We start from the raw sequence: 23,485 nt of genomic DNA, 5'->3' as shown, positions 1-23,485 counted from the left end.
TAATTTAATAAAATTATCTTCTGTTGAGGAGAGGTAAAAGCAGGAACGAAAGGCCTCCTAAAACGATAACAAGACCAGTTTGTGTTCCCCACATGACCCATCCAAATGCTTCTCCTGTTTCTGAGGAAACTCCAAACGCATTGAAAGCAATTCCAATTGCTATAGGGTAAAGTCCAATTCCACCGTTGGTAACACTCATTGCAAACGCTCCAAAAATGAAAGCTACAAAAGTAGCTTGCAGACCAAGCTCTTGAGTTTCTGGAAATGCAAACTTTAAGACATAAAACATCCCTACGTAAAGCCCCCAGATCACAAATGTGTGAAATAAGAAATAAGCTTTATTTTTCATTAAAAACACACTTTTCATTCCTTTGAAAAGTTCTACTATGAAACCTTTGATTTTTTGAAATAGTGGAAGTTTGCTATATTTTATTATTCTAAAACCTATGATGAGTAGAAGGATTAAAGTAAGAATTACCAATCCTCCGAAAAATGGGTTAATATCTTGATTTCTGAAAAAATCAAATATCTTATCACTTTGAGAAATAGAGGTAAAACCAACTATAGATAATAGCATGACCAAATCTACGAGCCGTTCTGTTATGATAGTGCCAAATGTATTTTCAAACTTAACATTTTCATAGGAAGCAAGGGTGGCGCCTCTTAAAACTTCTCCAGATCTGGGTATGCCGAGATTGGCAAGATAGCCAAGCATAAGAGAAAGAAAGCAGTTGTAAAACTTTGGAGTAATATGAACGGGTTCAAGTAGGTATTTCCATCTGTAAGATCTAGATAAATGAGATAAAATTCCCATAATAAAGGATATAATAACCCAAATGAGATCTACATTTTTGATGTTGAGCCATAATTGGTTTAATTCTTCTGAAGAAAATTTTGACAAGGAATACCAAATAAAGAAAATTCCTAAAGCCATTGGGCCGAGAGTCTTCACCCATTTTTTTATGGCTTTTTTCATAAGTGTTAATTCAGCAAATTTCTTTCGTTTGGAAAGACAAGTTTAGGCTTAAAGGATTTTGCTTCTTCCGGGGTCATTATAGCATATGCCATTAAGATGAGAATATCTCCAGGAGAAACTTTCCTTGCTGCGGCTCCATTTAGCGTGATTTCTCCACTCCCTCTTTGTCCGGGAATGGCGTAAGTCTCTAGGCGCTCTCCATTGGAATTATTGACAACTTGTATTTTTTCGCCTTCAATTATGTTTGCAGCATCCATAAGATCTTCATCTATGGTGATGCTGCCAATATAATTGAGATCTGCGCCTGTAACAGTGACGCGATGTATTTTTGATTTTATGAGGTGTATTTGCATAATTTAATAGTTGAGCGCCATGTTGTCAATTAGTCTTACTTCACCAAGAAATGCTGCTATAAACGCTCTGTATTTTTGTTTAGGTTCTTTATTTGTTGTTGGGATGAGATCATCTTCTTTTACGATAGAAAAATATTCAAGTTCAAAAGAGGGGTGAGCTTCAAACATTTTCTCAACATCATTTTCAATTTCTTTTATTGAATTTGTGTCAAACATTTTTTTCACTTTAGATAAAGCTTTATAAATCAACTCTGCTTCTTTCAATTCTGAATCAGTGAGGCGAAAATTTCTAGAGCTTTGAGCAAGACCAAATTCATTTCTACTAGTTGGGCAACCAATGATCTCAACGTCTTGACCTGTAATTTCAACTAGTTTCTTTACGACCAATAGTTGCTGGTAGTCCTTCTCCCCAAAAAACGCTTTGTCTGGTTTTACGATTTCAAAAAGTCTTTTTAAAACACTCCCGACTCCATCAAAATGTCCAGTTCTAAACTCTCCTTCCATGTAGTTAACAAAGCTTCCAAAATCAAAAGATTCAGATTCTACTTTACCACTATAAATCTCGCTTACTTCAGGAGTGAAAATAATTGTTTCAGGATTATGGGTTCTTAAGAATTCTGCGTCTTTAGTAACATCGCGAGGATATTTTTCCAAATCTGAAGCGTTATTGAACTGTGTTGGATTTACAAAAACACTAACAACAACTTTGTCGCAATGAGAGTATGCGAAATTTATTAAGGAAAGATGCCCGTCGTGTAAAGCTCCCATAGTGGGTACAAGTCCTATTATTTTTCCTTCTTTTCTAGCAATTTCTAGAGTTTCTTGGAGAGACGTCTTTGAGTTTATAACCACAAGTTGTGTATATGTATTAAGATTGCAATATTAATATTTTCGCGTGAATCCGCATAAATTTTTGTAAATTTGCAAACTTTTTGTCATTAATCTTTAATGTAAAAATTTTATGAAAGATAAACGCATACTATACGTTTCATCTGAGGTTGTTCCTTATTTGCCGGAAAATGATATTTCTTCAGCTGCTTTTGAAGCTCCAAAACTCATTAATGCAGCGGGTGGTCAAACCCGAATTTTTATGCCAAGATTTGGAAATATAAATGAGCGTAGGCATCAATTACACGAGGTTATCAGACTTTCCGGGATGAATTTGGTTATCAATGATTTAGATATGCCACTTATTATAAAAGTAGCTTCTATTCCAAAGGAAAGAATGCAGGTGTATTTTATAGATAATGAAGATTATTTCAAAAGAAAAGCAACTTTTTCTGATGAGGATGGTGAATTGTTTGATGATAATGACGAGCGTGCAATCTTTTTTGCAAAAGGAGTTATTGAAACTGTAAAGAAATTAAATTGGTCTCCAGATATTATTCATGTTCATGGATGGATGTCTTCCTTGTTGCCAATGTATTTGAGGCATTATTACGGAAATGAACCTTTGTTTTCTGATGCTAAAATTGTTACTTCTTTGTACAATCAAAGCTTTGAAGGGCCGTTAGATGATGAGATGAAAAAGAAAGTTTTATTTGATGGTATAGAAGATGATGCAGTTTTGCATTTGGACAATCCTACTCATGACAACTTATTGAAAGTTGCTATAGATAATTCTGATGGTTTAGTAATAGGGAGCGAGGAAATTTCGGATGAACTTCAAGCCTACATTGAAAACTCAGAATTACCAATATTACCATACGTGAAGAGAGAGGAGATGGCAAACGCATACCAGACTTACTACCTAAGAGATATTTTAAACGAAGAAGAAGATTAATTTTATGTCGAAATTTGCAATAAGAAGTTTAGCTTCAATTATAGTTTTAACTTTTTTATTTTCTTGCGAAAATGAATATTCAGAAGTTGGTACAGACTTTATTAACAGTATAGAAGTGCAGCCTCCCTATGAAAGCGAAAATGTAATAGCCTATAGCGAAAAGCATAACGCTATTCAAACCAATGGATTTAGAAATTATTTTATAGGACATTATTCAGATCCTGTGTTCGGTTTGTCTGAAACTAAATTACTCACCCAAGTAGGTTTAGTTCAAACTAATCCAGATTTTGGTACAAATCCAGTTATAGACTCTGTCGTCATGACGCTCCCTTTTTATAGTAGACAAGTCGAAGAAAATGAATATGAGCTAGACTCTGTATATGGAAGTGGGAGTTTTAAGCTTAATGTGTATCAATCCAATCAATTTTTGAGAGATTTAAATCCGGGACCAGATGGGGATTTTCAAGAAAGACAATTCTACTATACAAATCAGCTTGATGAGTTTAGTCCCAATATAGAATCGGAGCCTATTGTAACTTCAGAAGTTATTAAGCCTGCAGATCTTACAGATCCAGTTGTTTTGGTTGAGACGACTTTTGATGGTGGCTTAGATACACTGAATTTGTCTCCGAGAATTCGGATCAAAATGCCAACTCAATATTTTCAAGAAAAAATTATAAATGCTCCCAATAAGGAAGTTCTTTCTAGTAATTCTGCTTTCAGGAATTATTTACGAGGATTTCTTTTAGAGGCTGAACAACAACAGCCAGTGTTGAGCATGTCCATGTTCAATTTTCAAAATACCGATGCTAACATCACAATATATTACAGAAATGAAGTTGAGGAAGAAAATGCTGAGGGTGAGACAACAGTTGAGACGAGATATAACAAGTTTACTTTGAGTTTTAATGGCATAAAATTGAATCTTTACGAAAATGATTTCAATGTAGATTTATCCAGTCAAGATACAATTCAAGGCGAGGAAAACATTTATCTAAAAGGTGGTGAAGGTTCTTCAGGTATAATTGAACTTTTTTCTGGACCAGACACTGATGGTAACGGATATTCAGATGAGTTAGATGAGTTGAGATCTAATAATTGGCTTATCAACGAAGCTAATTTAGACCTTTATATAAACGAAGAAGTAGCTCCAAATTCAAAAAATAGAATCGGAAGAGTATTTTTATTTAACCTAGATGAAGAGGAAGTTTTAGAAGATTATCTAAGGGATCCTACAGCTTCAGATAACCCAAATTTATCAAGACAAGTTCACTTAGGACCTTTGTCAGAGGATGATAATGGAGACTTATTTTACAGAATTAGACTGACATCACATATCAATAACGTAATTAATAATGACTCGACTAATGTCAGGTTGGGTGTATATGTTTCACCCAATGTGAACGAACCAAGTCTTGTTAAAACTAAAAACCCTCAGTTAGGAATTTCGGAAAATGTGCTCAGGGGCATGATGGAAACTCCAAGAGGTATTGTCATCCACGGGAATCAATCTGCTACCGAATCAAAAAAGCTAAAGCTGAGAATCATTTATACTGAAACTAACTAACTAATTATTTTATCATGTGTGGAATTGTTGGATACATAGGGAAAGAACAAGCTTACCCTATTATACTAAAAGGATTAAAACGTCTTGAATACAGAGGTTATGATAGTGCTGGTATAGCGATATATGATGGTAAAGATCTTAATATTTGTAAAACAAAAGGAAAAGTCGCCGACCTTCAAAATAAGTGTGAATCTGAAATTGATCTCGTTGGAACCGTAGGTATTGGTCATACTAGATGGGCTACCCACGGAGAACCTAATGATGTGAACTCTCATCCTCATTATTCCAATTCTGGGAAATTAGCGATTATTCATAATGGTATAATAGAAAATTATGAATCCTTAAAAACTGAGCTCCAGAATAGAGGTTATAAATTTGTTTCAGATACAGATACAGAAGTTCTCGTGAACTTAATTGAGGATATAATGACCAATGAAGAGGTTAAATTGGGCAAAGCAGTCCAGATTGCCCTTAATCAGACTATCGGCGCTTATGCTATAGCAGTATTTGATAAAACTAAGCCTAATGAGATAGTAGTTGCAAGACTTGGTAGCCCTTTAGCTATTGGGGTTGGAGATGATGAATATTACATCGCTTCAGACGCTTCTCCATTTATAGAGTATACAAAAAAAGCTATTTACCTTGAAGATGGTGAAATGGCTGTTGTAAGGTTGGGCAAGCATGTGAAAGTTAGAAAAATAAAGGATGATACGCTTGTGGATCCTTATGTGCAAAAACTTCAGCTGAATCTTGACCAAATTGAAAAAGCAGGGTATGATCATTTTATGCTGAAAGAAATCTATGAGCAACCAAGTGCAATAAAAGATACTTACAGAGGTAGAATGTTAGCTGACCGAGGAATTATTAGGATGGCTGGAGTTGATGATAATCTTGAAAGATTTCTAAACGCTAAACGGATTGTAGTAGTAGCTTGTGGAACTTCTTGGCACGCTGGTCTTGTTTCTGAATATATTTTTGAAGATTTAGCAAGGATTCCTGTTGAGGTTGAATATGCGTCAGAATTCAGATACAGAAACCCTGTCATTAACAAAGACGACGTGGTAATTGCAATTTCTCAAAGTGGAGAGACAGCAGATACAATGGCTGCTATTAAGTTGGCTAAAGAAAATGGAGCTTTTGTATTTGGAGTATGTAATGTAGTAGGGTCGTCGATTTCAAGAGAAACTCATGCAGGCGCTTACACACATGCTGGTCCGGAAATAGGTGTAGCATCTACTAAAGCATTTACAACTCAGATTACGATTCTTACATTAATTGCTCTTAAACTTGGTAAAGCTAAAGGTTCTATTTCAAATTCAGATTATCATATGTATTTGAATGAGATGGAACAAATTCCTTCAAAAATAGAAAAGGCTTTAGAGTCTAATAAGCATATAATTAAGGTGGCAGAAGTTTATAAAAATGCAAAAAACTGTCTTTACTTAGGGAGAGGATATAACTTTCCTGTTGCCTTAGAAGGAGCTTTGAAGCTTAAGGAGATTTCATATATTCATGCTGAAGGTTATCCTGCAGCAGAAATGAAGCATGGCCCAATAGCACTAATTGACGAACAAATGCCGGTAGTTGTTATTGCTACGAAAAAAGGGCATTATGAGAAAGTAGTCAGTAATATTCAAGAAATAAAGTCTAGAAAAGGTAAAATTATCGCTATTGTAACCGAAGGTGATACATCTGTAAAGAATATGGCAGACCATGTGATAGAGGTTCCAGAAACGTTTGAAGCTCTTACACCGCTACTTACAACTATTCCTTTGCAACTGTTTTCCTATCATATCGCAGTGATGTTAGGTAAAAATGTTGATCAACCGAGAAATCTTGCAAAATCTGTAACGGTAGAATAGATAAAATGAATTATTTACAAAATAGCATATTGCAATAAAAGATTTATTTAAATAATATATATTTGCAAAAATTTTAAATTCGGATTTTCTTAGAAAGTCCAATAAATAAAATCCTTAGATAATGTCTAAAGTTAAAGGTAAAATCACTCAAATCATTGGTCCAGTTATCGATGTAGAATTCGAAAACACAAAAGACTTACCAAGAATCTACGATTCTTTGGAAGTCAAACGTGAAAACAAATCAGACCTCATTCTTGAAGTTCAATCTCACATTGGAGAAAACACAGTCAGAACCATTTCGATGGATTCTGCAGACGGTTTAAGCCGAGGAGTTGAAGTTCTAAGTACAGGAAACCCAATACAAATGCCCGTCGGTAAAGACATTTATGGTCGTTTATTTAATGTGACTGGAGATGCTATTGATGGACTTGGAGATCTTCCTAAAACTGAAAAAGATGGGATGTCGATTCACAGAGATGCTCCTAAATTTGAGGATTTAGCAGTTTCTACCGAAGTTCTATTTACTGGAATTAAAGTGATTGACTTAATTGAGCCTTATTCAAAAGGCGGTAAAATTGGTTTGTTTGGTGGTGCAGGTGTTGGTAAAACAGTACTTATCCAAGAATTAATTAATAACATTGCTAAAGGTCATGGTGGTCTTTCTGTTTTTGCCGGTGTTGGAGAGCGTACGAGAGAAGGAAACGACTTACTTCGTGAGATGTTAGAATCAGGTATTATAAAATACGGTGATGATTTTATGCATTCAATGGAAGAAGGTGGATGGGACTTGAAAAAAGTTGATAAAGCCGGGATGAAAGAATCGAAAGCAACTTTCGTATTTGGACAAATGAACGAACCACCTGGAGCACGTGCTAGAGTAGCTTTATCTGGTCTTACAATTGCAGAATATTTCCGTGATGGAGCTGGAGAAGCTCAAGGCAAAGATGTCCTTTTCTTTGTTGATAATATCTTTAGATTTACACAAGCTGGTTCTGAAGTTTCTGCATTACTTGGTCGTATGCCTTCTGCTGTTGGTTACCAGCCAACCTTAGCAACCGAAATGGGAGCGATGCAAGAACGTATTACTTCAACTAAGAAAGGTTCTATTACATCTGTACAAGCAGTATATGTTCCTGCAGATGACTTGACGGATCCTGCGCCTGCAACAACTTTCTCTCACTTAGATGCTACTACAGTGCTTTCAAGGAAGATTGCAGAACTTGGTATTTACCCTGCGGTTGACCCATTGGATTCTACATCAAGAATTCTGACTAGAGATATTTTAGGTGATGATCACTACGACTGTGCACAGCGCGTCAAAGAGTTACTTCAAAAATATAAAGAATTACAAGATATCATTGCTATTTTAGGTATGGAGGAATTATCTGAAGAAGATAAACTGTCTGTATCCAGAGCAAGACGTGTACAGAGATTCTTATCTCAACCTTTCCATGTAGCAGAACAGTTTACAGGGCTTAAGGGAGTTCTTGTTGATATCAAAGAAACCATTAAAGGTTTCAATATGATCATGGACGGTGAGCTTGATCACATTCCAGAATCTGCTTTCAACTTAAAAGGTTCTATTGAAGAGGCTATCGAGGCAGGAGAAAAAATGTTGAAAGAAGAAGACTAGTAAAAAATATACTCAATGCATCTAGAAATAGTAAGTCCAGAACAAATTATACTCAGTGAAGAGGTTAAATCTGTGAATGTCCCAGGTATAAATGGAGAATTCCAAATTTTGGACAATCACGCGCCTGTAGTTTCGGTACTTCAAAAGGGCACCATTAAATTAGATTCCTCTGTAACATTGCCAAAAAAATCAAAGGATAAGTTTTATGAAAAAGATTCTAAATTAAACTTTGACATTTCTGGAGGTGTAATTGAATTACAAGACAATAAAGTGGTTATACTTATCGATTAATGATTATCGATGTAAAATAAAAAAAGGGCTAATCGATTCGATTAGCCCTTTTTTTATTTTGAAAACTTATCTAAATCGACATTTCAGGAATGTCACCTTCTATGATTAAATCGCCTTCTGTTGCTTTTTGAATTTCCTCGACGCTTACTCCTGGAGCACGTTCAAGTAATCTGAATTTTTTATCTACAATATCCAAAACAGCCATGTTTGTTACGATTTTGGTAACACATTCAACTCCGGTAAGAGGAAGTGAGCAGGACTTCAATAATTTGGATTCACCAGCTTTGTTGGTGTGCATCATAGCTACGATAATATTTTTTGCTGAACCTACGAGATCCATAGCACCGCCCATACCCTTCACCATCTTACCGGGAATTTTCCAGTTGGCTATGTTTCCATTTTGAGCGACTTCCATCGCTCCTAAAATAGTAAGGTCTACATGTTGACCACGTATCATTCCAAAACTCATAGAGGAGTCAAAAAAGCTAGCTCCAGGAAGAGCGGTGATCGTTTGTTTTCCAGCATTGATAAGATCTGCATCTACCTCTTCTTCCTTAGGAAAAGGTCCCATACCTAGAATTCCATTCTCACTTTGAAATTCCAATTCTATATCGTTACGAACGTAATTGGCTACCAAAGTTGGGATGCCAATACCAAGATTGACATAAAATCCATCCTGCACTTCTTGAGCAATTCGTTTCGCGATTCCATTTTTATCTAACATAATTATAATTTCTAAAGATGAATTTATGATTGAGTGGTTCGTTGTTCAATTCGCTTTTCATAGGTTTCTCCCTGGAAAATGCGCTGAACAAATATGCCAGGTATATGAACGAAATTTGGATCAAGCTCTCTGGGTTTTACTAATTCTTCAACCTCTACTACGGTGACTTTCGCTGCGCCACACATTAAAGGATTAAAGTTACGAGCAGTCCCTTTAAAAATCAAATTACCAGCTTCGTCACCTTTCCAGGCTTTAACGAAAGCAAAATCAGCTACAAAAGCTTTTTCCATAATGTGAGGCTTACCATCAAAGTCTCGTACTTCTTTACCTTCGGCTACTTCTGTACCATAACCTGCTGGAGTATAGAAAGCAGGAATTCCATTTTGCGCTGCTCTGCAGCGCTCTGCGAGCGTTCCCTGAGGAATTAATTCTACCTCCAATTCTCCGCTCAACATTTGGCGTTCAAATTCAGCATTTTCACCTACATAAGAGGATATCATTTTCTTGATTTGTTTCTTTTTTAAAAGAAGACCAAGACCGAAATCATCCACTCCGGCATTATTAGAAATACAAGTAACGTCTTGAATGTTACGCTTCACAAGCTCTTTGATAGAATTTTCTGGAATACCACTAAGACCAAAGCCTCCTAGCATAAAAGTCATACCATCTTGAACCCCTTCTAATGCTTCAGTTACATTATTTACAGTTTTATTAATCATTGATTTTTTATTTAGGTTGAAAATACTGAATTTTAGAACGCTTTCCAATTTTAAAAATATCGAAATAAAAATTATAATGAAGTTTTAGGTTTTTTCTTAAGACATCAGATTTAAGACGACTTTAATTTCAGTAGGCATTTTAAATTGTAATTTTAAAAAAAAAGCTTCATGTCCAAGACTCAGAATAACTTAATACACGCTACAAGCCCATATTTATTACAGCATGCGGGTAATCCAGTTAATTGGGAAGAATGGAGCCCGGAAGTACTCAATCGCGCAAAGAAGGAAAATAGGCCTTTGCTTATTAGTATAGGGTATGCAGCTTGTCATTGGTGTCATGTTATGGCTCACGAATCTTTTGAAGATGAAGAGGTGGCTAAGCTGATGAATAAACATTTTATATGCATAAAAATAGATAGGGAGGAGCGACCAGACATCGATCATATATATATGGAGGCTGCTCAAATGTTGACAGGTAGAGGCGGCTGGCCTTTAAATGCTTTTGCTTTGCCAGATGGTAGGCCTTTTTATGCAGCTACTTATTTTCCGAAAGATAACTGGAAGAAAGTCTTGGCAAATGTAGCAAAGGCTTATGATAACAGCTATGACCAATTATTGGAAACCGCAGAAAAGCTTACAGAAGGCATTAAAATAGGCCAGGAGTTTTCTCCGGTTGAAGCTAACGAAAACTTCAAAGTTTCCAATTATCGTGATTTTTTAATGAACTGGCGAAAACTAGTCGACCTTCAAAATGGTGGCTTCAACGGAGCCCCAAAATTTCCCATGTCCAATTCTTGGCAGTTTTTACTTCAATACTATCAAAATACTAATGATCATTTTGCTGCGGAGGCTCTTCTGAAAACTCTGGATGAAATGGCTTTTGGAGGGATTTATGATCAGATTGGGGGTGGTTTCTCAAGATATGCAGTAGACGATAAGTGGTTTGCACCTCATTTTGAAAAAATGCTTTATGACAATGCATTGCTTGTGAGTTTATACGCCAACGCCTATAAAACATTTCCAAAACTACATTATAAAAAAGTTATTTCTGAAACGATTGATTTTATAACACGGGAATTAAAACATTCTGAAGCAGGATTTTATTCAGCATTAGATGCCGATAGCGAAGGTGAAGAGGGGAAGTATTATGTGTGGAGGTATAAGGAGCTATCTGAATTGCTTTCTGACAAAGAATTAGCTTTAGTTGAGGACTATTTCAATATAACAAAACGCGGAAACTGGGAGTCTTCAAATAATATATTGTTTACAAATCAATCGCCTCAAGAGTATGCTAAAGCTAAAAATTTGGATGTTGAATCTTTTAATAAAGATCTTGAAAATTTAAAAGAAAAACTTGATTCTCGAAGAAAAAAAAGAATCCGTCCTGCGCTCGATGACAAACTAATCACATCCTGGAATGCTATGATGATTACTGGCTTTGTGGATGCCTTTAAAGCTCTGAGAAGGGAGAAATATCTCGAATTGGCTGAGTCAACTACTCAGTATTTATTGAAAACACGAATAATTGATAATAATCAACTTTTACGTACCCATAAAAACGATAAATCGATTACAGGTTTTCTTGAAGATTATGCTTTTACCATTGAGGCGCTTATCAATTTATATCAGGTCACATTTAAAATTGATTATTTAATGAAAGCGAAAGACTTTGTAGAAGTCTGCATTAAAGATTTCAAAACTGAATCCTCTTCGATGTTTCAATTCACATCAAAAAACAGTGAAGAACTAATTTCAAAAACATATGAAGTCAATGATAATGTAATTCCAGCATCAAACTCTTCATTTGCTAAGTCACTTTTTCTGTTGGGTAAATTTTTTGATAATGATAATTACTTGGAAGCCTCCAAACGAATGCTAAATCAGGTAGAGTCAAAATTATACAAATCCGGACCTTATGCAGCAAACTGGCAAATTCTTTACGGATGGTTGACATATCCTTTTTACGAAGTCGCTATAATGGGAGAAAAAGCTCAAGATTTGAGTCTTGAGCTTCAGGCAGAATATCATAGCAATTGTATTTTTCTTGGAGGTCAAAGTGAAGATCTGTCACTTTTAGAAAACAAGCTGCCAAAAAACTCTTCAGAAACGATTATTTACGTTTGTGAGAATAAAACATGTCAACAGCCTACTTCAGATATAGAAAAAGCAAAAGAACAATTGAAGTAATAACTTAATTAATCTTTATACATTTTTATTTCAGTTTCTCCTTTCATGTTTTTAGTAGCTCGGAACATCCCAGGTGTGTTGAATTCCATCACCACTTTTCCTTTGCTGTCAATTCCAATAATTCCTCCAGTTCCACCCATGTCTGTCAGCTTTTTTTGGATGACTCGTTGAGCTGCTTTTTCCAAACTAATGCCTTGGTATTCCATCATTGCAGAAATATCATGCGCGACAACACCTCTTATAAAATACTCACCATGACCCGTAGCAGAAATCGCACAGGTTTTATTATTAGCATAAGTTCCAGCACCTATAATTGGAGAATCTCCAATTCTACCGAACTTCTTATTTGTCATTCCTCCAGTAGAGGTTCCGGCAGCTAAATTCCCTTCTTTATCCAAAGCGGCACAGCCTACAGTTCCGTATTTTTCATTACTTAGGTAAAATTCGTTGGAAGAAACACCCTGTTCTCTTGCTTTGGAGGATTCTAATGCTTTTTTTCTTCTTTCGGTAATGAAGTAAGCATTATCAACAAATTCAAGCTCGTGCAGTTTTGCAAACTCTTCCGCGCCAGATGCGCTAAGCATCACATGATCTGATTCTTCCATAACCTTTAAAGCTAAATTGATAGGGTTCTTGATGTGCTGAACTCCAGATATAGCTCCTGCATTCCTGGTTTTACCTTCCATTATGGAAGCGTCTAATTCTGCAACACCACCTGCATTCAAAACAGCGCCTTTGCCAGAATTGAAAAGTGGAGAATTTTCCATAACGTTAATAGTTTTTTGAACAGCTTCAAGAGCAGTTCCTCCTTCTGAGAGAATTTTATGTCCAACGCTGATGGCTTCTTCAAGTTTTTCTTCATAAGCTTTTTGCAAGGAGTCCGTCATGTTTTCTTTTTTGATAACACCAGCTCCACCATGAATAACAATTCCGAATTTTTGTTCCTGCGGAATATTTTTTTCTTTGCTAAGTTTTGGCGAATCGTGACATGCAATGAAAAGTAAACTAATGAGTAATAAAATTGAGTATTTCATGATTTATAGGTTTAATAAGTAATCTAAAGCAGATTTATCTATGGTTATTAAATTGGAGGAGGGTAGACGTTTCAAAAGTCTCTGCCAGCGCTCATCGTTCATAAATAAACGTTCAAATATAGGAATAGACATTTTAACTTGATCAGAATTTACAAGAGCAACAGCTTTCCAGAATTTTATTTCTTCATTATTAGGTAATAACTTTTCAGCTGTATGATAAGCTTCCAAAGCTGCTTTTGGATCTTCATTTTCCATGGCAACATCACCTTTCTCCATATATTCATAAGCCCTGTGGCTATTAAGGAGACGTGAAAGTTCTTCTACAGGAGTTTTATGGTCTTCAACTCTTAAATCTATCTTTTTATCTAGCCACGGCTGTTCCGGAGCATCTTTGCCGACAACTATAAGTGCAGAAGATTGTTTCCCTCTTATGTCACCTCCGCTTGCTTGAGCAGCTTTCATAGCAGCAACAACACGTTCTGCAAGATCAAGACCACTATTTTCTTCAAAAGCGGCTCTCATCGCGTAAACAACGTTTTCATCTTCCATCATATTGGCTTGTATGCTATAAGTGTCCTCTACAAGATGAAGAGCAGCCTCTACACATTTTTCTCCAGTAAAAGCGGCGATTGTTCCATCATTGGAAAGCATAGCTACTTGCCTAAACGCAGCACCTTCATCTTCCTTTTTTAACTTTTCTAAAGCTTCAGAAGCAGTAAGACCTTGTTCCATCAACTTTAATCCTTCATAGCCATAGCGTTGATTTACAAATGACTGAGTGGCTACAACACCAACTCCAGACTTCCCCCATGGAACAGCAGTGCCTACAGAAAACCAATGGCTCTGTACACCTACAGCCATATCGCCTGTTTTTGGATCTTGAGCTACAATCGAAAAAGTATGAGCAAATTTATCTGAGTTTGCAGGTTTCTGAGCATATGAAGCAAATTGAATAAGAAAACCGCAAAAAATTATGCATTTATAAATCATTTTTTAATTTTATATAATAATAATGAGTTTTTAATTTTAAGTTCATATCATTTTTTGAACGAAAATAAATTTCAATATATGCCAATAGATCTCTTACAGTTAAAAAAGCTTTTGGACTTTTTTGAATTGCCTAGCTTTTTAGTGTCAAATCCCAATGGTAAATTTAAAGTTATTGGATTGAATAATAAACTTAAAGTTAAGTCTGATGGAGAAAGAAAAATTAAAAATAATATAGAATTGGAGGAGTTCTTGAAAGAGAGCTTTGGATTGGAAAGGCAAATGGTTTCAAAGTTTACCAAAAAATTGAGTAAACTGAAAGTTTCAAAACCGCAAAAATCTTCGCATTTTATTGAATTTTCTCAAGATAATCAAACCCTTAAATTTGATTGCAAACTTCTTAATTTTGAAGAGCAATCCTTCTTTTTTATCAGTATTCAATATGAACGAACAGAGACTGATGAAATTGAAAATCTAGAAATCGAGTTTTTTAAAAGAATTTTTGAATCTCTTCCTCTTGGAATTGGTGTGAATACAATTGATAAATCTAAGACCGTCTATGTCAATAGTAAATTCACTCAAATTTACGGTTGGGATCAAAAGGAACTTGAAAACGTTGCCACATTCTTCAAAAAAGTATATCCAGATGAAGCTTACAGAAAGGAAGTTTCTAAAATGATAATGGATGATATTCATTCTGGAGACTCCCAAAGAATGAATTGGAAAAACCTAAAGATCACAACTAAAACTGGTGAAATAAAGATAGTTAATGCTAAAAATATTCCTCTTTATGACCAAGGTCTCATGATTTCTACAGTAAGAGATGTGACTGAAAATTATAGAATCCAAGAAGAATTAAGAAAAGCAAAAACTAAATTTGATTTAGCAGCGCAAGCTACATCCGATGCTGTGTGGGAATGGGACCTGAAGGAAGGTGAGTTGTACTGGGGAGATGGTTATGAAAGGCTGTTTGGATATAATTTAGAAAAAAACACAGTCTCTAGAGATTTCTGGGAATCCAAAATTCATCCAAATGATCTTAAGCCCTTTTTTGATAGTTTACAAGAGGCTTTGGATGACAAAACTTTATCTAAATGGACATTTGATTATAGATTTCAAAATCGTGATGGGGAATATGCCAGTGTAAGAGAAAATATCGTAATCGTAAGAAATGAAAAAGGGAAACCAACACGACTTGTTGGTGCGTTACAGGATATCACCAAACCGCTAAAACGCGAAAATCATCTTAATTTATTAGAAAAGTTAGTAGGTGGAACGAAAGATGCTATTTTGGTCACAGAGGTAAAGAGTAATAGCTTTCTAGAGTCTGAAATTGTCTATGTCAATTCTAGCTTTCAAAATTTATTTGGATTTGATGTTGCTCACATTTTAGGAAAAACTCCCCTGGAATTTTATGTAACTCCTAAAAACAGGGAAATGTTTCTAGAATTAGAAACAGAACTCGGGCAATGGAACTCTGTTGATGCTGACATCATAAGTTACACCAAAAATGATCTTGAATTTTGGAATAACCTTTCAATCACGCCCATTGTAAATGATGAAGGATGGTACACGCATTGGATGATAGTAAATAGAGATGTAAACGACCTCAAAACCAGTAGAAATAAAAGGGAGCTTTTAACCTTTACACACAAGGCTTTTCAAGGTAACGATTCTATGGAAAGTACGCTATGCAAAATTTCTTTAAAGATAGAAGATCTGGTAGGAAGTGAATTTTGTGAGTTTTGGTTAGTGGATAACTATTCAGAAGGATTGTCACAATCTTTAAGATTTAAAGAAGGTGAGCCAGTAGATCGTGCTTCTGAGCTTTTAAATTATAGATCTAAAAATTTTGCAAATGAGATTTTTGAAACTAATACATCTAAGATCTTAATTCATGAAAAAGAATCAAATTCGGAAGAAAAAAATAGAATAAAATTAAGTTACGGATTTCAAATTCGATCTCATGAAGTATGCTTAGGGGTTGTTATTCTTGGATTTCGTGACACCTATTCAAGAGAAGAGACTTTGGCTTCTATTTTTGATGAATTCTCGATTCAGCTTGCAAATGAGATTTTGAGAAAACGAACTGAAAAAGAAATGAGTATCTTTTTTGAATATACTCCAGACTTTTTAAGTGTTGCTGGGAAAAATGGATATTTGAAAAAAATAAATAAAAGAGCTTCTGAAATTTTAGGTTACAGTAATGAATTCTTTTTGGCAACACCGCTATTAAAATTTATAGAAGAAGGTGATCGACAAAAGGCTTTAGAATTATTAAATAAAGCAAGAGAAAATAAAGGTTACTATTCCGATGAGATACAAATCATATCTCAAAATTCTGAAATTCTGAATGTACATTGGACGGCTTTTAGTCTTGAAGGCGGTAACGATGTTTTCTGTGTTGGGAGAGATATTACGGCTTATAAAGAGAATTTAAGTGTTTTAAAAACTGAAATAGAAAAATTCAAAATAATAGCAGAAACAGTAAAAGATGCTGTTTGGGACTTTGATATAATCACAGAACAAATGAATTGGGGAATAGGTCTCAAAAAACTTTTTGGCTATGATCCAGATGACTTTGGCAAAGCCGAGGAAATATGGCTGGGAAAGATTCATCCAAAAGACAGAAGTCGTGTTAAGAAATCTTTTGATTCAGCAATAGCAAACTTTGAACAAGATGAATGGAAGGAAGAATATGAGTTCAGAAAAAAAGATGGTTCTTACGCCAATGTTTATGATAGAGGAAAAATTATAAAGAGCGAGAGCGGAAAACCGGTTAAAATGGTCGGTTCCATGCAAGATATTTCAGAATTTAGACAATATGAAAACATGCTTGAAAGTCTCAATCGCAGGCTTATAATTCAAACGGAGTCCTTAGCAAAGTCAAATAAGGATCTTGAAGAGTTTGCATACATAGCTTCGCATGATTTGCAAGAGCCACTTAGAATGGTTACTGGGTTTTTAACACGTTTGGAACAGAAGTATTCAGGGAAACTTGATAAAAAGGCAGAAGAATACATTAATTTTGCTGTAGATGGAGCTAAGCAAATGCGCCAAATCATTTTAGGATTGCTTAATTTCTCTAAAGTAGGTAGAAGTGACCTTACTTTAACAGAAGTTGATATAAATTCAGTTATAAAGGATGTTGAAATACTTTTACATGATGCAATTAAAACAAAAGGAGCGAAGATAGAAGTCGGTAAACTTCCTGTAATCTATACTGTTGAAGATGAGTTAAAAGAAGTGTTTTTAAATCTTATTGAGAATTCAATTAAGTATTCTCAACCCAACATCACTCCAAGAATTTATATTGATTATGAAGAACTTCAAGACTATCATATATTAAGTGTTGAAGATAATGGCTTGGGTATTTCAAAAGAATATTTCAAGAAGATCTTTGGAATTTTTCAAAGATTACATGGTCAAAGTGAGTATTCGGGTACCGGAATAGGCTTAGCAATTGTTGAAAAAATAATTAATAATTTCAAAGGTGAAGTTTCCTTAGAATCAGAACTTGGAAAAGGTTCAAAATTCATAATTAAACTTCCAAAAAAGTATATAGATAATGAAAAATCCACCGATTCCTAGTAATGAGGCAGATAGGCTGAAAGAATTATATAGCCTGAAATTGCTAGACAATCTCCCTGATGAAGATCTTGATTTGATTACCAAATTAGCTTCAGATATCTGCGGAACTAAAGTTTCCCTGGTGACTCTTATTGATACAAATACCCAGGTGTTTAAATCTAAGCACGGGACTGAGCTAGAAAAAACTTCAAGAGACATTGCATTCTGTTCACATGCTATCAATACTCCAGATAAAATGCTTATAGTTAACGATGCTACTCAAGATGAGCGTTTCAAAGACAATCCTTTGGTCACTGAGCAACCTCATATTGCTTTTTACGCTGGAATGCCGCTTTCGACAAAAGATGGTCTCGCACTTGGTACACTATGTGTTCTCGATTCCAAACCTAAAGTTCTTTCAGCATCTCAAATAGAATCTTTAAAATCTCTTGCAAAATTAGTAGAGCGATTGTTTGAGTCTAAGCAAAAGTCTCTTGATCTTGAAAAAGTTTACGATCAACTAAAATTACACAAAGACCAAACAGAAGAGGTTGCATATACAATTGCTCATGATCTCAAAAATCCACTTGATAGTATTCATGGATTTTTAGAATTATTACAACATGAGTCTGGCACTAGTCTAGGAGATGAGGCTCTTGAATATATTGATTATGCAAAGCAGAGTACTCAAAAAATGACAAGTCTTATATATGAAATACTTGCATTTGCTAAGGTTACATCACAACGCGATGAAAAGGAACAAGTTGATGTAGAATCTCTTATTCAAAACATCATGGAGCTCAATCTACCAACTATTAGATCAGAAAATATAGAAATTGAGTTTAATAACTTGCCTGTAATAAATACTTCAAAAGTTTCACTTTCTTCAGTTTTAAGAAACTTGATAGGTAATGCTATTAAATATAGAGCTGCTGAAAGACCACTAAAGATTAAGATCACCATTAAAGATAAGATCGACGAATGGCTTGTGAAAGTAAGTGATAATGGTAAGGGGATAGAAGAGCGAAATCTTGAAAAGATTTTCAGACCTTTTTATAAAGAGAATAATGCCAATACTGATGGAGTAGGTATGGGTTTGGCTACATGTAAAAAAATTATATTAAATTTAGGTGGTAAAATTTGGGTAGATTCTCAATTTGGTGAGCGAACTACCTTCAGTTTTACAATTCCAAAATAGAATATTTATAATGAACACTTTCAAAATTTTAGTTGTCGAGGATAATGATGGAGATGTTTTGATGATTACTGAAGCTTTGGAAGATTCAGAATTCGTAACTAAACAATGGGTTGTGAAGGACGGGAAGGCAGCTCTAGATTTTTTATCAAAAAAAAATTCATATAAATCTGTAGAGACTCCAGATCTGGTATTGCTCGATCTTAATTTACCTAAGTACAACGGACTTGAAGTTTTAAAGATTATAAAAAATGATGATGTTTTGAAGACTATTCCTGTTGTCATTTTTACAACATCATCTTCAAAAACTGATGTAATTGAGAGTTATCAAAATCATGTAAATTGCTATATAACCAAACCTCAAGACGCAGCAGGTTTTATGGAAGCTGTTACAAAAATAGAAGAATTTTGGATAAACCATGTAATCTCACCAAGCTTCCCTAGGCCATGACTACAATCAGAAAAGTGCTTAATATTCTTATCGTTGAAGACAACCTCGGCGATTACACGCTTGTGAAGGAATATTTGGAAGAGCGTTTTCAATATTTGACTTGTCAACATGCTATAAATTACAAGGAGGCAAAAGCTTTACTTGGTAGTGAATCCAAATTTGATGTCATTTTTCTAGATTTAACACTACCAGACTTATCTGGAAAGCCACTTATAAAAAAAGTTGTAAAGATTGCAAGCCAGACTCCTGTTACCATTTTGACAGGTTCACTTAATCTTAATTTTTGCATAGAATCGCTTCAGCTTGGAGCTTCAGACTATTTATTTAAAGATGAATTGAATCCGAATTCACTTTTCAAAAGCATTAATTATACGATTGAAAAGCAAAAACAAAGATTAAAACTACTTGAGTCCGAGAAAAAATACAGTGATTTATTTCATTTTTCACCGGTAGCTATGTTTGTATATGACGTAGATACATTAAAATTCTTAGATGTAAATTCAGCCGCAACAGAGCTATTTGGGTACGAAAAGGAAGAATTCCTTTTAATGTATCTTCATCAAATCCTTTTTTCAAAAGAAACAGATGTGTTTCTGGGAGCCCTCAGGAAAACAATCCATAAGGATAATTATCGTTTCGATGATTATTTTTTATACAGAACAAAAACAGGAGAGGAAATAAGAGCAGAAATTACAATAAAAACTATTATTTTTCAAAATAGAAAAGCTAAACTCGTAGTTGCCAAGGATATTACAGAGCGTTTGCTACATTATAAAGCATTAGCCTCACAGAATGAAAAACTGAAACAAATAGCTTGGCAACAATCTCATGAGATGCGTTCACCTGCCTCTAAGATTTTAGGTATTGTAGAGTTGTTGAACACAGATACCTGCTCTAAGGAAGAACAAGAACTTCTTATTCAGGAAATTGGCAGTACAATGAAAGAGCTAGATGATGTTATAAGGTCTATTTCTAAAAATGCAAAACAAATTGAACCAAAAAATAAGTAAGGAATGAACTTAGAGGTTTTAAACGTAGACGACGATAAAATGGTGCTTTTTATTCATGAAAAAATGATGATTCATTCAGAGTTTTCAAATTCACCAAAATCATTTGAAAATGGTTATTTAACCTTAACCTACATTTCGGAAAATAAATCTGAAGATAAAAAATTTGTCATTTTTCTAGATGTCAACATGCCCAATCTCGATGGATGGGATTTTATGGATGAGTTAGAAAAGCGTGAATTGGACAGCTATTGCTATATTTTCGTGGTTACTTCTTCTATAGATTCTAGTGATAAAGACAGAGCAGCGACGTATGACGCTGCTATAGGATTTGTCGAAAAACCATTAAGTATAGATAGACTTAAAGAGTTGAAGAAAACAAAAGAATTACTTCCGTTTTTTGATTAAGCCTTAATCTTCTAATTCTTCATCTCCAGTATAAGCATCATATTCTGGGTATAAAAAGTTGTTATAAGGAAACCTTGTGATGTGAATATCTCTTACAGTTTCGTAAACTTTTTTTCTGAATTCTTCAATATTTTCTTTTTCTGTAGCAGATATGAAAAGAACTTTGTCACCTTGTCTTTGCATCCAAGTCTTCTTCCATTCTTCTAACGTATAATGTTGGTAAGATCGTTCTACCATCAAATCGTCATCATCTATAGTTTCTGGCTCATAATTATCGATTTTATTGAATACCATAATACATGGCTTATCTCTAGCTTCGATGTCATCTAGAATACTGTTTACAGATTCAATGTGATCTTCAAAGTTCTCATGAGATATATCTACAACGTGCAAAAGCAAATCTGCTTCTCTGACTTCGTCCAAAGTGGATTTAAAAGACTCTATCAGTTGAGTTGGAAGTTTTCTAATAAAACCTACGGTGTCAGTTAATAGAAAAGGTAGATTTCTTATCACCACTTTTCTAACTGTCGTATCTAATGTGGCAAACAGCTTGTTCTCAACAAAAGCTTCACTTTTACTTATAACATTCATCAATGTAGACTTACCAACGTTGGTGTATCCTACCAAAGCAACTCGCACAAGACTACCTCTGTTGCCGCGTTGGACAGCCATCTGTTTATCGATAGTTTTTAGTTTTTTCTTTAGTAAAGTGATTTTATCTCTAACGATACGTCTATCGGTTTCAATTTCAGTTTCACCAGGACCACGCATACCGATACCCCCACGTTGACGCTCAAGGTGAGTCCAGAGTCCTGCAAGTCTTGGTAATAGATACTCGTATTGAGCAAGCTCTACTTGAGTACTGGCATAACTTGTTTTGGCCCGTTGAGCAAAAATATCCAGTATAAGGTATGTCCTGTCTACAACTTTACATTTTAGAATTTTTTCAATATTTTTCTGTTGAGCTGGAGATAATTCATCATCAAAAATAGCTGTACCAATTTCATGCTCTTCAACATAATCTCTTACCTGCTCTAGTTTTCCCTTGCCAATAAAGGTTTTGGGATGAGGTACATCTAATTTTTGTTGAAATCGTTTTTTAACCTCACCTCCTGCTGTGTAGGTGAGAAATTCTAATTCGTCAAGGTACTCTTTGGATTTCTCTTCATCCTGAGATTGATTTATGATACCAATGAGAACTGCAGTTTCGTATGTTGTAGTTTTTGCTTCTAGCATAGAATAATTTGTTATGTAAAATTATGAAAAATACTTCAGTTAATTCTGAATTTAAGATTTCTGAAGTATATGTAACTTTTGAAGATAAATTTATTTTCTATTCAACTTTTGAAAGTAAGTATAGCTTAAATACTAAAAATTCGCTTAATTCGTTTATTGTAATAAAATAAAACTATCATGAATCTCAAAAAGTACCTTCTAGCTTTCTCATGTGTCATATTGTTCTGTTCTTGTAGCTCAGATGATTCAGATGAAATTGATAATGCACAGGCAGATTGTAAGATATCACAAGGAATATCTCCCAATCAAAATCCAGATGGATTGAATGATAATTTTGATTTGTCTTGTCTGGCAGATCGAACTGGTATTGCAACTCTAGAAATTTTCGACAGAAATGGCTTGAAAATTTATGGAAGAGCTAACTACAGAGATGAATTTGTTGGTCAAAACGACAATGGAGATGATCTTGTCACTGGAACTTATTTTTACACCATTACTTTTGAAGCAGAAGATCCAGAATATGGCGTAACCAATAAAGGCTCGCTTTACATAAATGTTGAACAATAAATTAAATTATAAAGCAATTTCTCTATGAAAATTAGATATATCCCAATTTTAGGAGCTTTGTTGTTGCTGGCTACACAAGAAATCTCTGCACAGCAAGACCCTCAGTACACCCAATACATGTACAATATGAACGTTGTTAATCCTGCCTATGCTGGTTCCAAAGAAAATTTATCGGTAGGAGCTTTGTATAGAGATCAATGGTCTGGATTGGAAGGGTCACCACAAACATTCACATTCAATGCACATTCTCCGGTGGGGAACGGTTTTGGTTTAGGTGTTTCGGGTATAAATGACCAAATTGGTGATGTAGAGCAAACTAATATTTTTGCAGACATATCTTACACTTTAGACCTTGGTAAAAGTAGTAAGCTAGCTTTTGGTATAAAAGCAGGAGCAAGATTTCAAAGTATTGGGTTTACAGATTTATATTTTCAAGATGGTGCAGATCCTGCTTTTCAAGAAGATATTGATGAAACTTATCCAAATTTAGGTGCAGGTCTTATGTATTATACAGACAAATTTTACGTTGGTCTTTCCGTACCAAACTTTTTAAGCTCAACTCACCTGGAAGTTGATGGCAGAGAATTTGGCTCCGAACAAAAACATTACTTCTTGACTGCAGGTTACGTTTTCGATGTGAACGATAACATAAAATTTAAGCCTTCTACTTTAGTCAAATCTGAATTTAATTCAGACATATCTTTTGACGTAAATGCAAACTTCTTGTTTTATGATAAGTTTGAAGTTGGCGCTTCCTACAGATATGAAGACGCCATTAGTGGTTTGGCTAGTGTAAGAGCTACAAACTGGATGCAGATCGGTTTTGCATATGATGCAACTCAGTCTAATCTTAAAGAACCTTCCTATGAAGCTTTTGTTATTTTCGACATCTTCTTCAAAAAGAAAACCTATGTCTCGCCTCGTTATTTTTAATT

General features: G+C 34.8%; 21 protein-coding genes. 13 read left to right on the top strand and 8 right to left on the bottom strand.

The features are described from left to right. Positions 1-13 precede the first annotated feature (13 nt). From ACFQ0R_RS02870 to panC, 3 genes are read right to left on the bottom strand one after another with little or no spacing between them, the layout of a single operon-like run. Positions 14-976, bottom strand: a complete 963-nt coding sequence (locus ACFQ0R_RS02870; protein WP_379656867.1) for a lysylphosphatidylglycerol synthase transmembrane domain-containing protein — start codon at positions 974-976, stop codon at positions 14-16. A gap of 5 nt (positions 977-981) precedes the next feature. Further along, positions 982-1,329, bottom strand: coding sequence for an aspartate 1-decarboxylase (gene panD, locus ACFQ0R_RS02865; protein WP_379656866.1), 348 nt, complete (start codon positions 1,327-1,329; stop codon positions 982-984). Positions 1,330-1,332: 3 nt separating this feature from the next. After that, on the bottom strand, positions 1,333-2,181 hold the full coding sequence (gene panC / locus ACFQ0R_RS02860) for a pantoate--beta-alanine ligase (protein WP_379656865.1): 849 nt from the start codon (positions 2,179-2,181) through the stop codon (positions 1,333-1,335). A gap of 109 nt (positions 2,182-2,290) precedes the next feature. Between panC and ACFQ0R_RS02855 the strand changes: the two genes are divergently transcribed. The 5 genes from ACFQ0R_RS02855 to ACFQ0R_RS02835 all read left to right on the top strand — a co-directional run bounded on the left by ACFQ0R_RS02855 (position 2,291) and on the right by ACFQ0R_RS02835 (position 8,465). Beyond that, entirely contained in the window at positions 2,291-3,112 is an 822-nt protein-coding gene (locus tag ACFQ0R_RS02855) for a glycogen/starch synthase (RefSeq protein WP_379656864.1), read from the top strand. Between the two features lie 4 nt (positions 3,113-3,116). Further along, a complete protein-coding gene (locus tag ACFQ0R_RS02850; protein WP_379656863.1) occupies positions 3,117-4,679 on the top strand; it encodes a DUF4270 domain-containing protein in 1,563 nt (520 codons plus the stop codon). 14 nt (positions 4,680-4,693) lie between these two features. Further along, positions 4,694-6,541, top strand: a complete 1,848-nt coding sequence (glmS, locus tag ACFQ0R_RS02845) for a glutamine--fructose-6-phosphate transaminase (isomerizing) (protein ID WP_379656862.1) — start codon at positions 4,694-4,696, stop codon at positions 6,539-6,541. A 121-nt stretch (positions 6,542-6,662) separates the two neighbouring features. Continuing rightward, the gene (gene atpD, locus ACFQ0R_RS02840) at positions 6,663-8,174 is read left to right on the top strand and encodes a F0F1 ATP synthase subunit beta (RefSeq protein ID WP_379656861.1); all 1,512 of its coding nucleotides are present in this window, start codon (positions 6,663-6,665) and stop codon (positions 8,172-8,174) included. 15 nt (positions 8,175-8,189) lie between these two features. Further along, on the top strand, positions 8,190-8,465 hold the full coding sequence (locus tag ACFQ0R_RS02835; protein WP_379656860.1) for a F0F1 ATP synthase subunit epsilon: 276 nt from the start codon (positions 8,190-8,192) through the stop codon (positions 8,463-8,465). Between the two features lie 70 nt (positions 8,466-8,535). Here ACFQ0R_RS02835 and ACFQ0R_RS02830 read toward each other — a convergent pair whose 3' ends face one another. Together ACFQ0R_RS02830 and ACFQ0R_RS02825 are read right to left on the bottom strand one after the other, a co-directional pair. Further along, positions 8,536-9,189, bottom strand: a complete 654-nt coding sequence (locus ACFQ0R_RS02830; RefSeq protein WP_379656859.1) for a CoA transferase subunit B — start codon at positions 9,187-9,189, stop codon at positions 8,536-8,538. A gap of 23 nt (positions 9,190-9,212) precedes the next feature. Beyond that, a complete protein-coding gene (locus tag ACFQ0R_RS02825) occupies positions 9,213-9,908 on the bottom strand; it encodes a CoA transferase subunit A (RefSeq protein WP_379656858.1) in 696 nt (231 codons plus the stop codon). Positions 9,909-10,076: 168 nt separating this feature from the next. Here ACFQ0R_RS02825 and ACFQ0R_RS02820 point away from each other — a divergent pair, with 168 nt between their 5' ends. Further along, positions 10,077-12,095 carry a thioredoxin domain-containing protein gene (locus tag ACFQ0R_RS02820; protein ID WP_379656857.1) on the top strand — a complete coding sequence of 673 codons (2,019 nt, stop codon included), beginning with the start codon at positions 10,077-10,079 and terminating at the stop codon, positions 12,093-12,095. Between the two features lie 8 nt (positions 12,096-12,103). On the opposite strand, the gene ACFQ0R_RS02815 is transcribed toward ACFQ0R_RS02820, so the two are convergent. Then, on the bottom strand, positions 12,104-13,129 hold the full coding sequence (locus tag ACFQ0R_RS02815; protein WP_379656856.1) for an isoaspartyl peptidase/L-asparaginase family protein: 1,026 nt from the start codon (positions 13,127-13,129) through the stop codon (positions 12,104-12,106). 3 nt (positions 13,130-13,132) lie between these two features. Next, positions 13,133-14,119, bottom strand: coding sequence for a DUF1028 domain-containing protein (locus tag ACFQ0R_RS02810; protein ID WP_379656855.1), 987 nt, complete (start codon positions 14,117-14,119; stop codon positions 13,133-13,135). 78 nt (positions 14,120-14,197) lie between these two features. Between ACFQ0R_RS02810 and ACFQ0R_RS02805 the strand changes: the two genes are divergently transcribed. From ACFQ0R_RS02805 to ACFQ0R_RS02785, 5 genes are read left to right on the top strand one after another with little or no spacing between them, the layout of a single operon-like run. Then, a complete protein-coding gene (locus ACFQ0R_RS02805) occupies positions 14,198-17,707 on the top strand; it encodes a PAS domain-containing protein (RefSeq protein WP_379656854.1) in 3,510 nt (1,169 codons plus the stop codon). Continuing rightward, positions 17,685-18,884 (top strand): GAF domain-containing sensor histidine kinase, encoded by a 1,200-nt coding sequence (locus tag ACFQ0R_RS02800; RefSeq protein ID WP_379656853.1) that lies wholly within the window; start codon positions 17,685-17,687, stop codon positions 18,882-18,884. Before ACFQ0R_RS02805 ends, ACFQ0R_RS02800 begins: the two co-directional genes overlap by 23 nt. 10 nt (positions 18,885-18,894) lie before the next feature. After that, positions 18,895-19,332 carry a response regulator gene (locus ACFQ0R_RS02795; RefSeq protein ID WP_379656852.1) on the top strand — a complete coding sequence of 146 codons (438 nt, stop codon included), beginning with the start codon at positions 18,895-18,897 and terminating at the stop codon, positions 19,330-19,332. Further along, positions 19,329-20,342, top strand: coding sequence for a response regulator (locus tag ACFQ0R_RS02790; RefSeq protein ID WP_379656851.1), 1,014 nt, complete (start codon positions 19,329-19,331; stop codon positions 20,340-20,342). The genes ACFQ0R_RS02795 and ACFQ0R_RS02790 overlap by 4 nt, the downstream gene beginning before the upstream one ends. A 3-nt stretch (positions 20,343-20,345) precedes the next feature. After that, complete coding sequence (locus ACFQ0R_RS02785; protein WP_379656850.1) at positions 20,346-20,747, top strand: response regulator; 402 nt, start codon at positions 20,346-20,348, stop codon at positions 20,745-20,747. 3 nt (positions 20,748-20,750) lie between these two features. Here the strand turns inward: ACFQ0R_RS02785 and hflX are convergent, their stop codons facing one another. Further along, a complete protein-coding gene (hflX, locus tag ACFQ0R_RS02780; RefSeq protein ID WP_379656849.1) occupies positions 20,751-21,983 on the bottom strand; it encodes a GTPase HflX in 1,233 nt (410 codons plus the stop codon). A gap of 177 nt (positions 21,984-22,160) precedes the next feature. Between hflX and ACFQ0R_RS02775 the strand changes: the two genes are divergently transcribed. After that, complete coding sequence (locus ACFQ0R_RS02775; protein ID WP_379656848.1) at positions 22,161-22,550, top strand: T9SS type B sorting domain-containing protein; 390 nt, start codon at positions 22,161-22,163, stop codon at positions 22,548-22,550. Positions 22,551-22,574: 24 nt separating this feature from the next. Beyond that, a complete protein-coding gene (locus ACFQ0R_RS02770) occupies positions 22,575-23,483 on the top strand; it encodes a PorP/SprF family type IX secretion system membrane protein (RefSeq protein ID WP_379656847.1) in 909 nt (302 codons plus the stop codon). The last annotated feature ends 2 nt before the right edge of the window (positions 23,484-23,485 follow it).

The organism is Psychroflexus salinarum, assembly GCF_042677225.1.
Classification (GTDB): Bacteria; Bacteroidota; Bacteroidia; order Flavobacteriales; family Flavobacteriaceae; genus Psychroflexus; species Psychroflexus salinarum.
The sequence above is the reverse complement of the archived record's forward strand: the minus strand, read 5'-3'. Positions and strand labels throughout refer to the sequence as shown.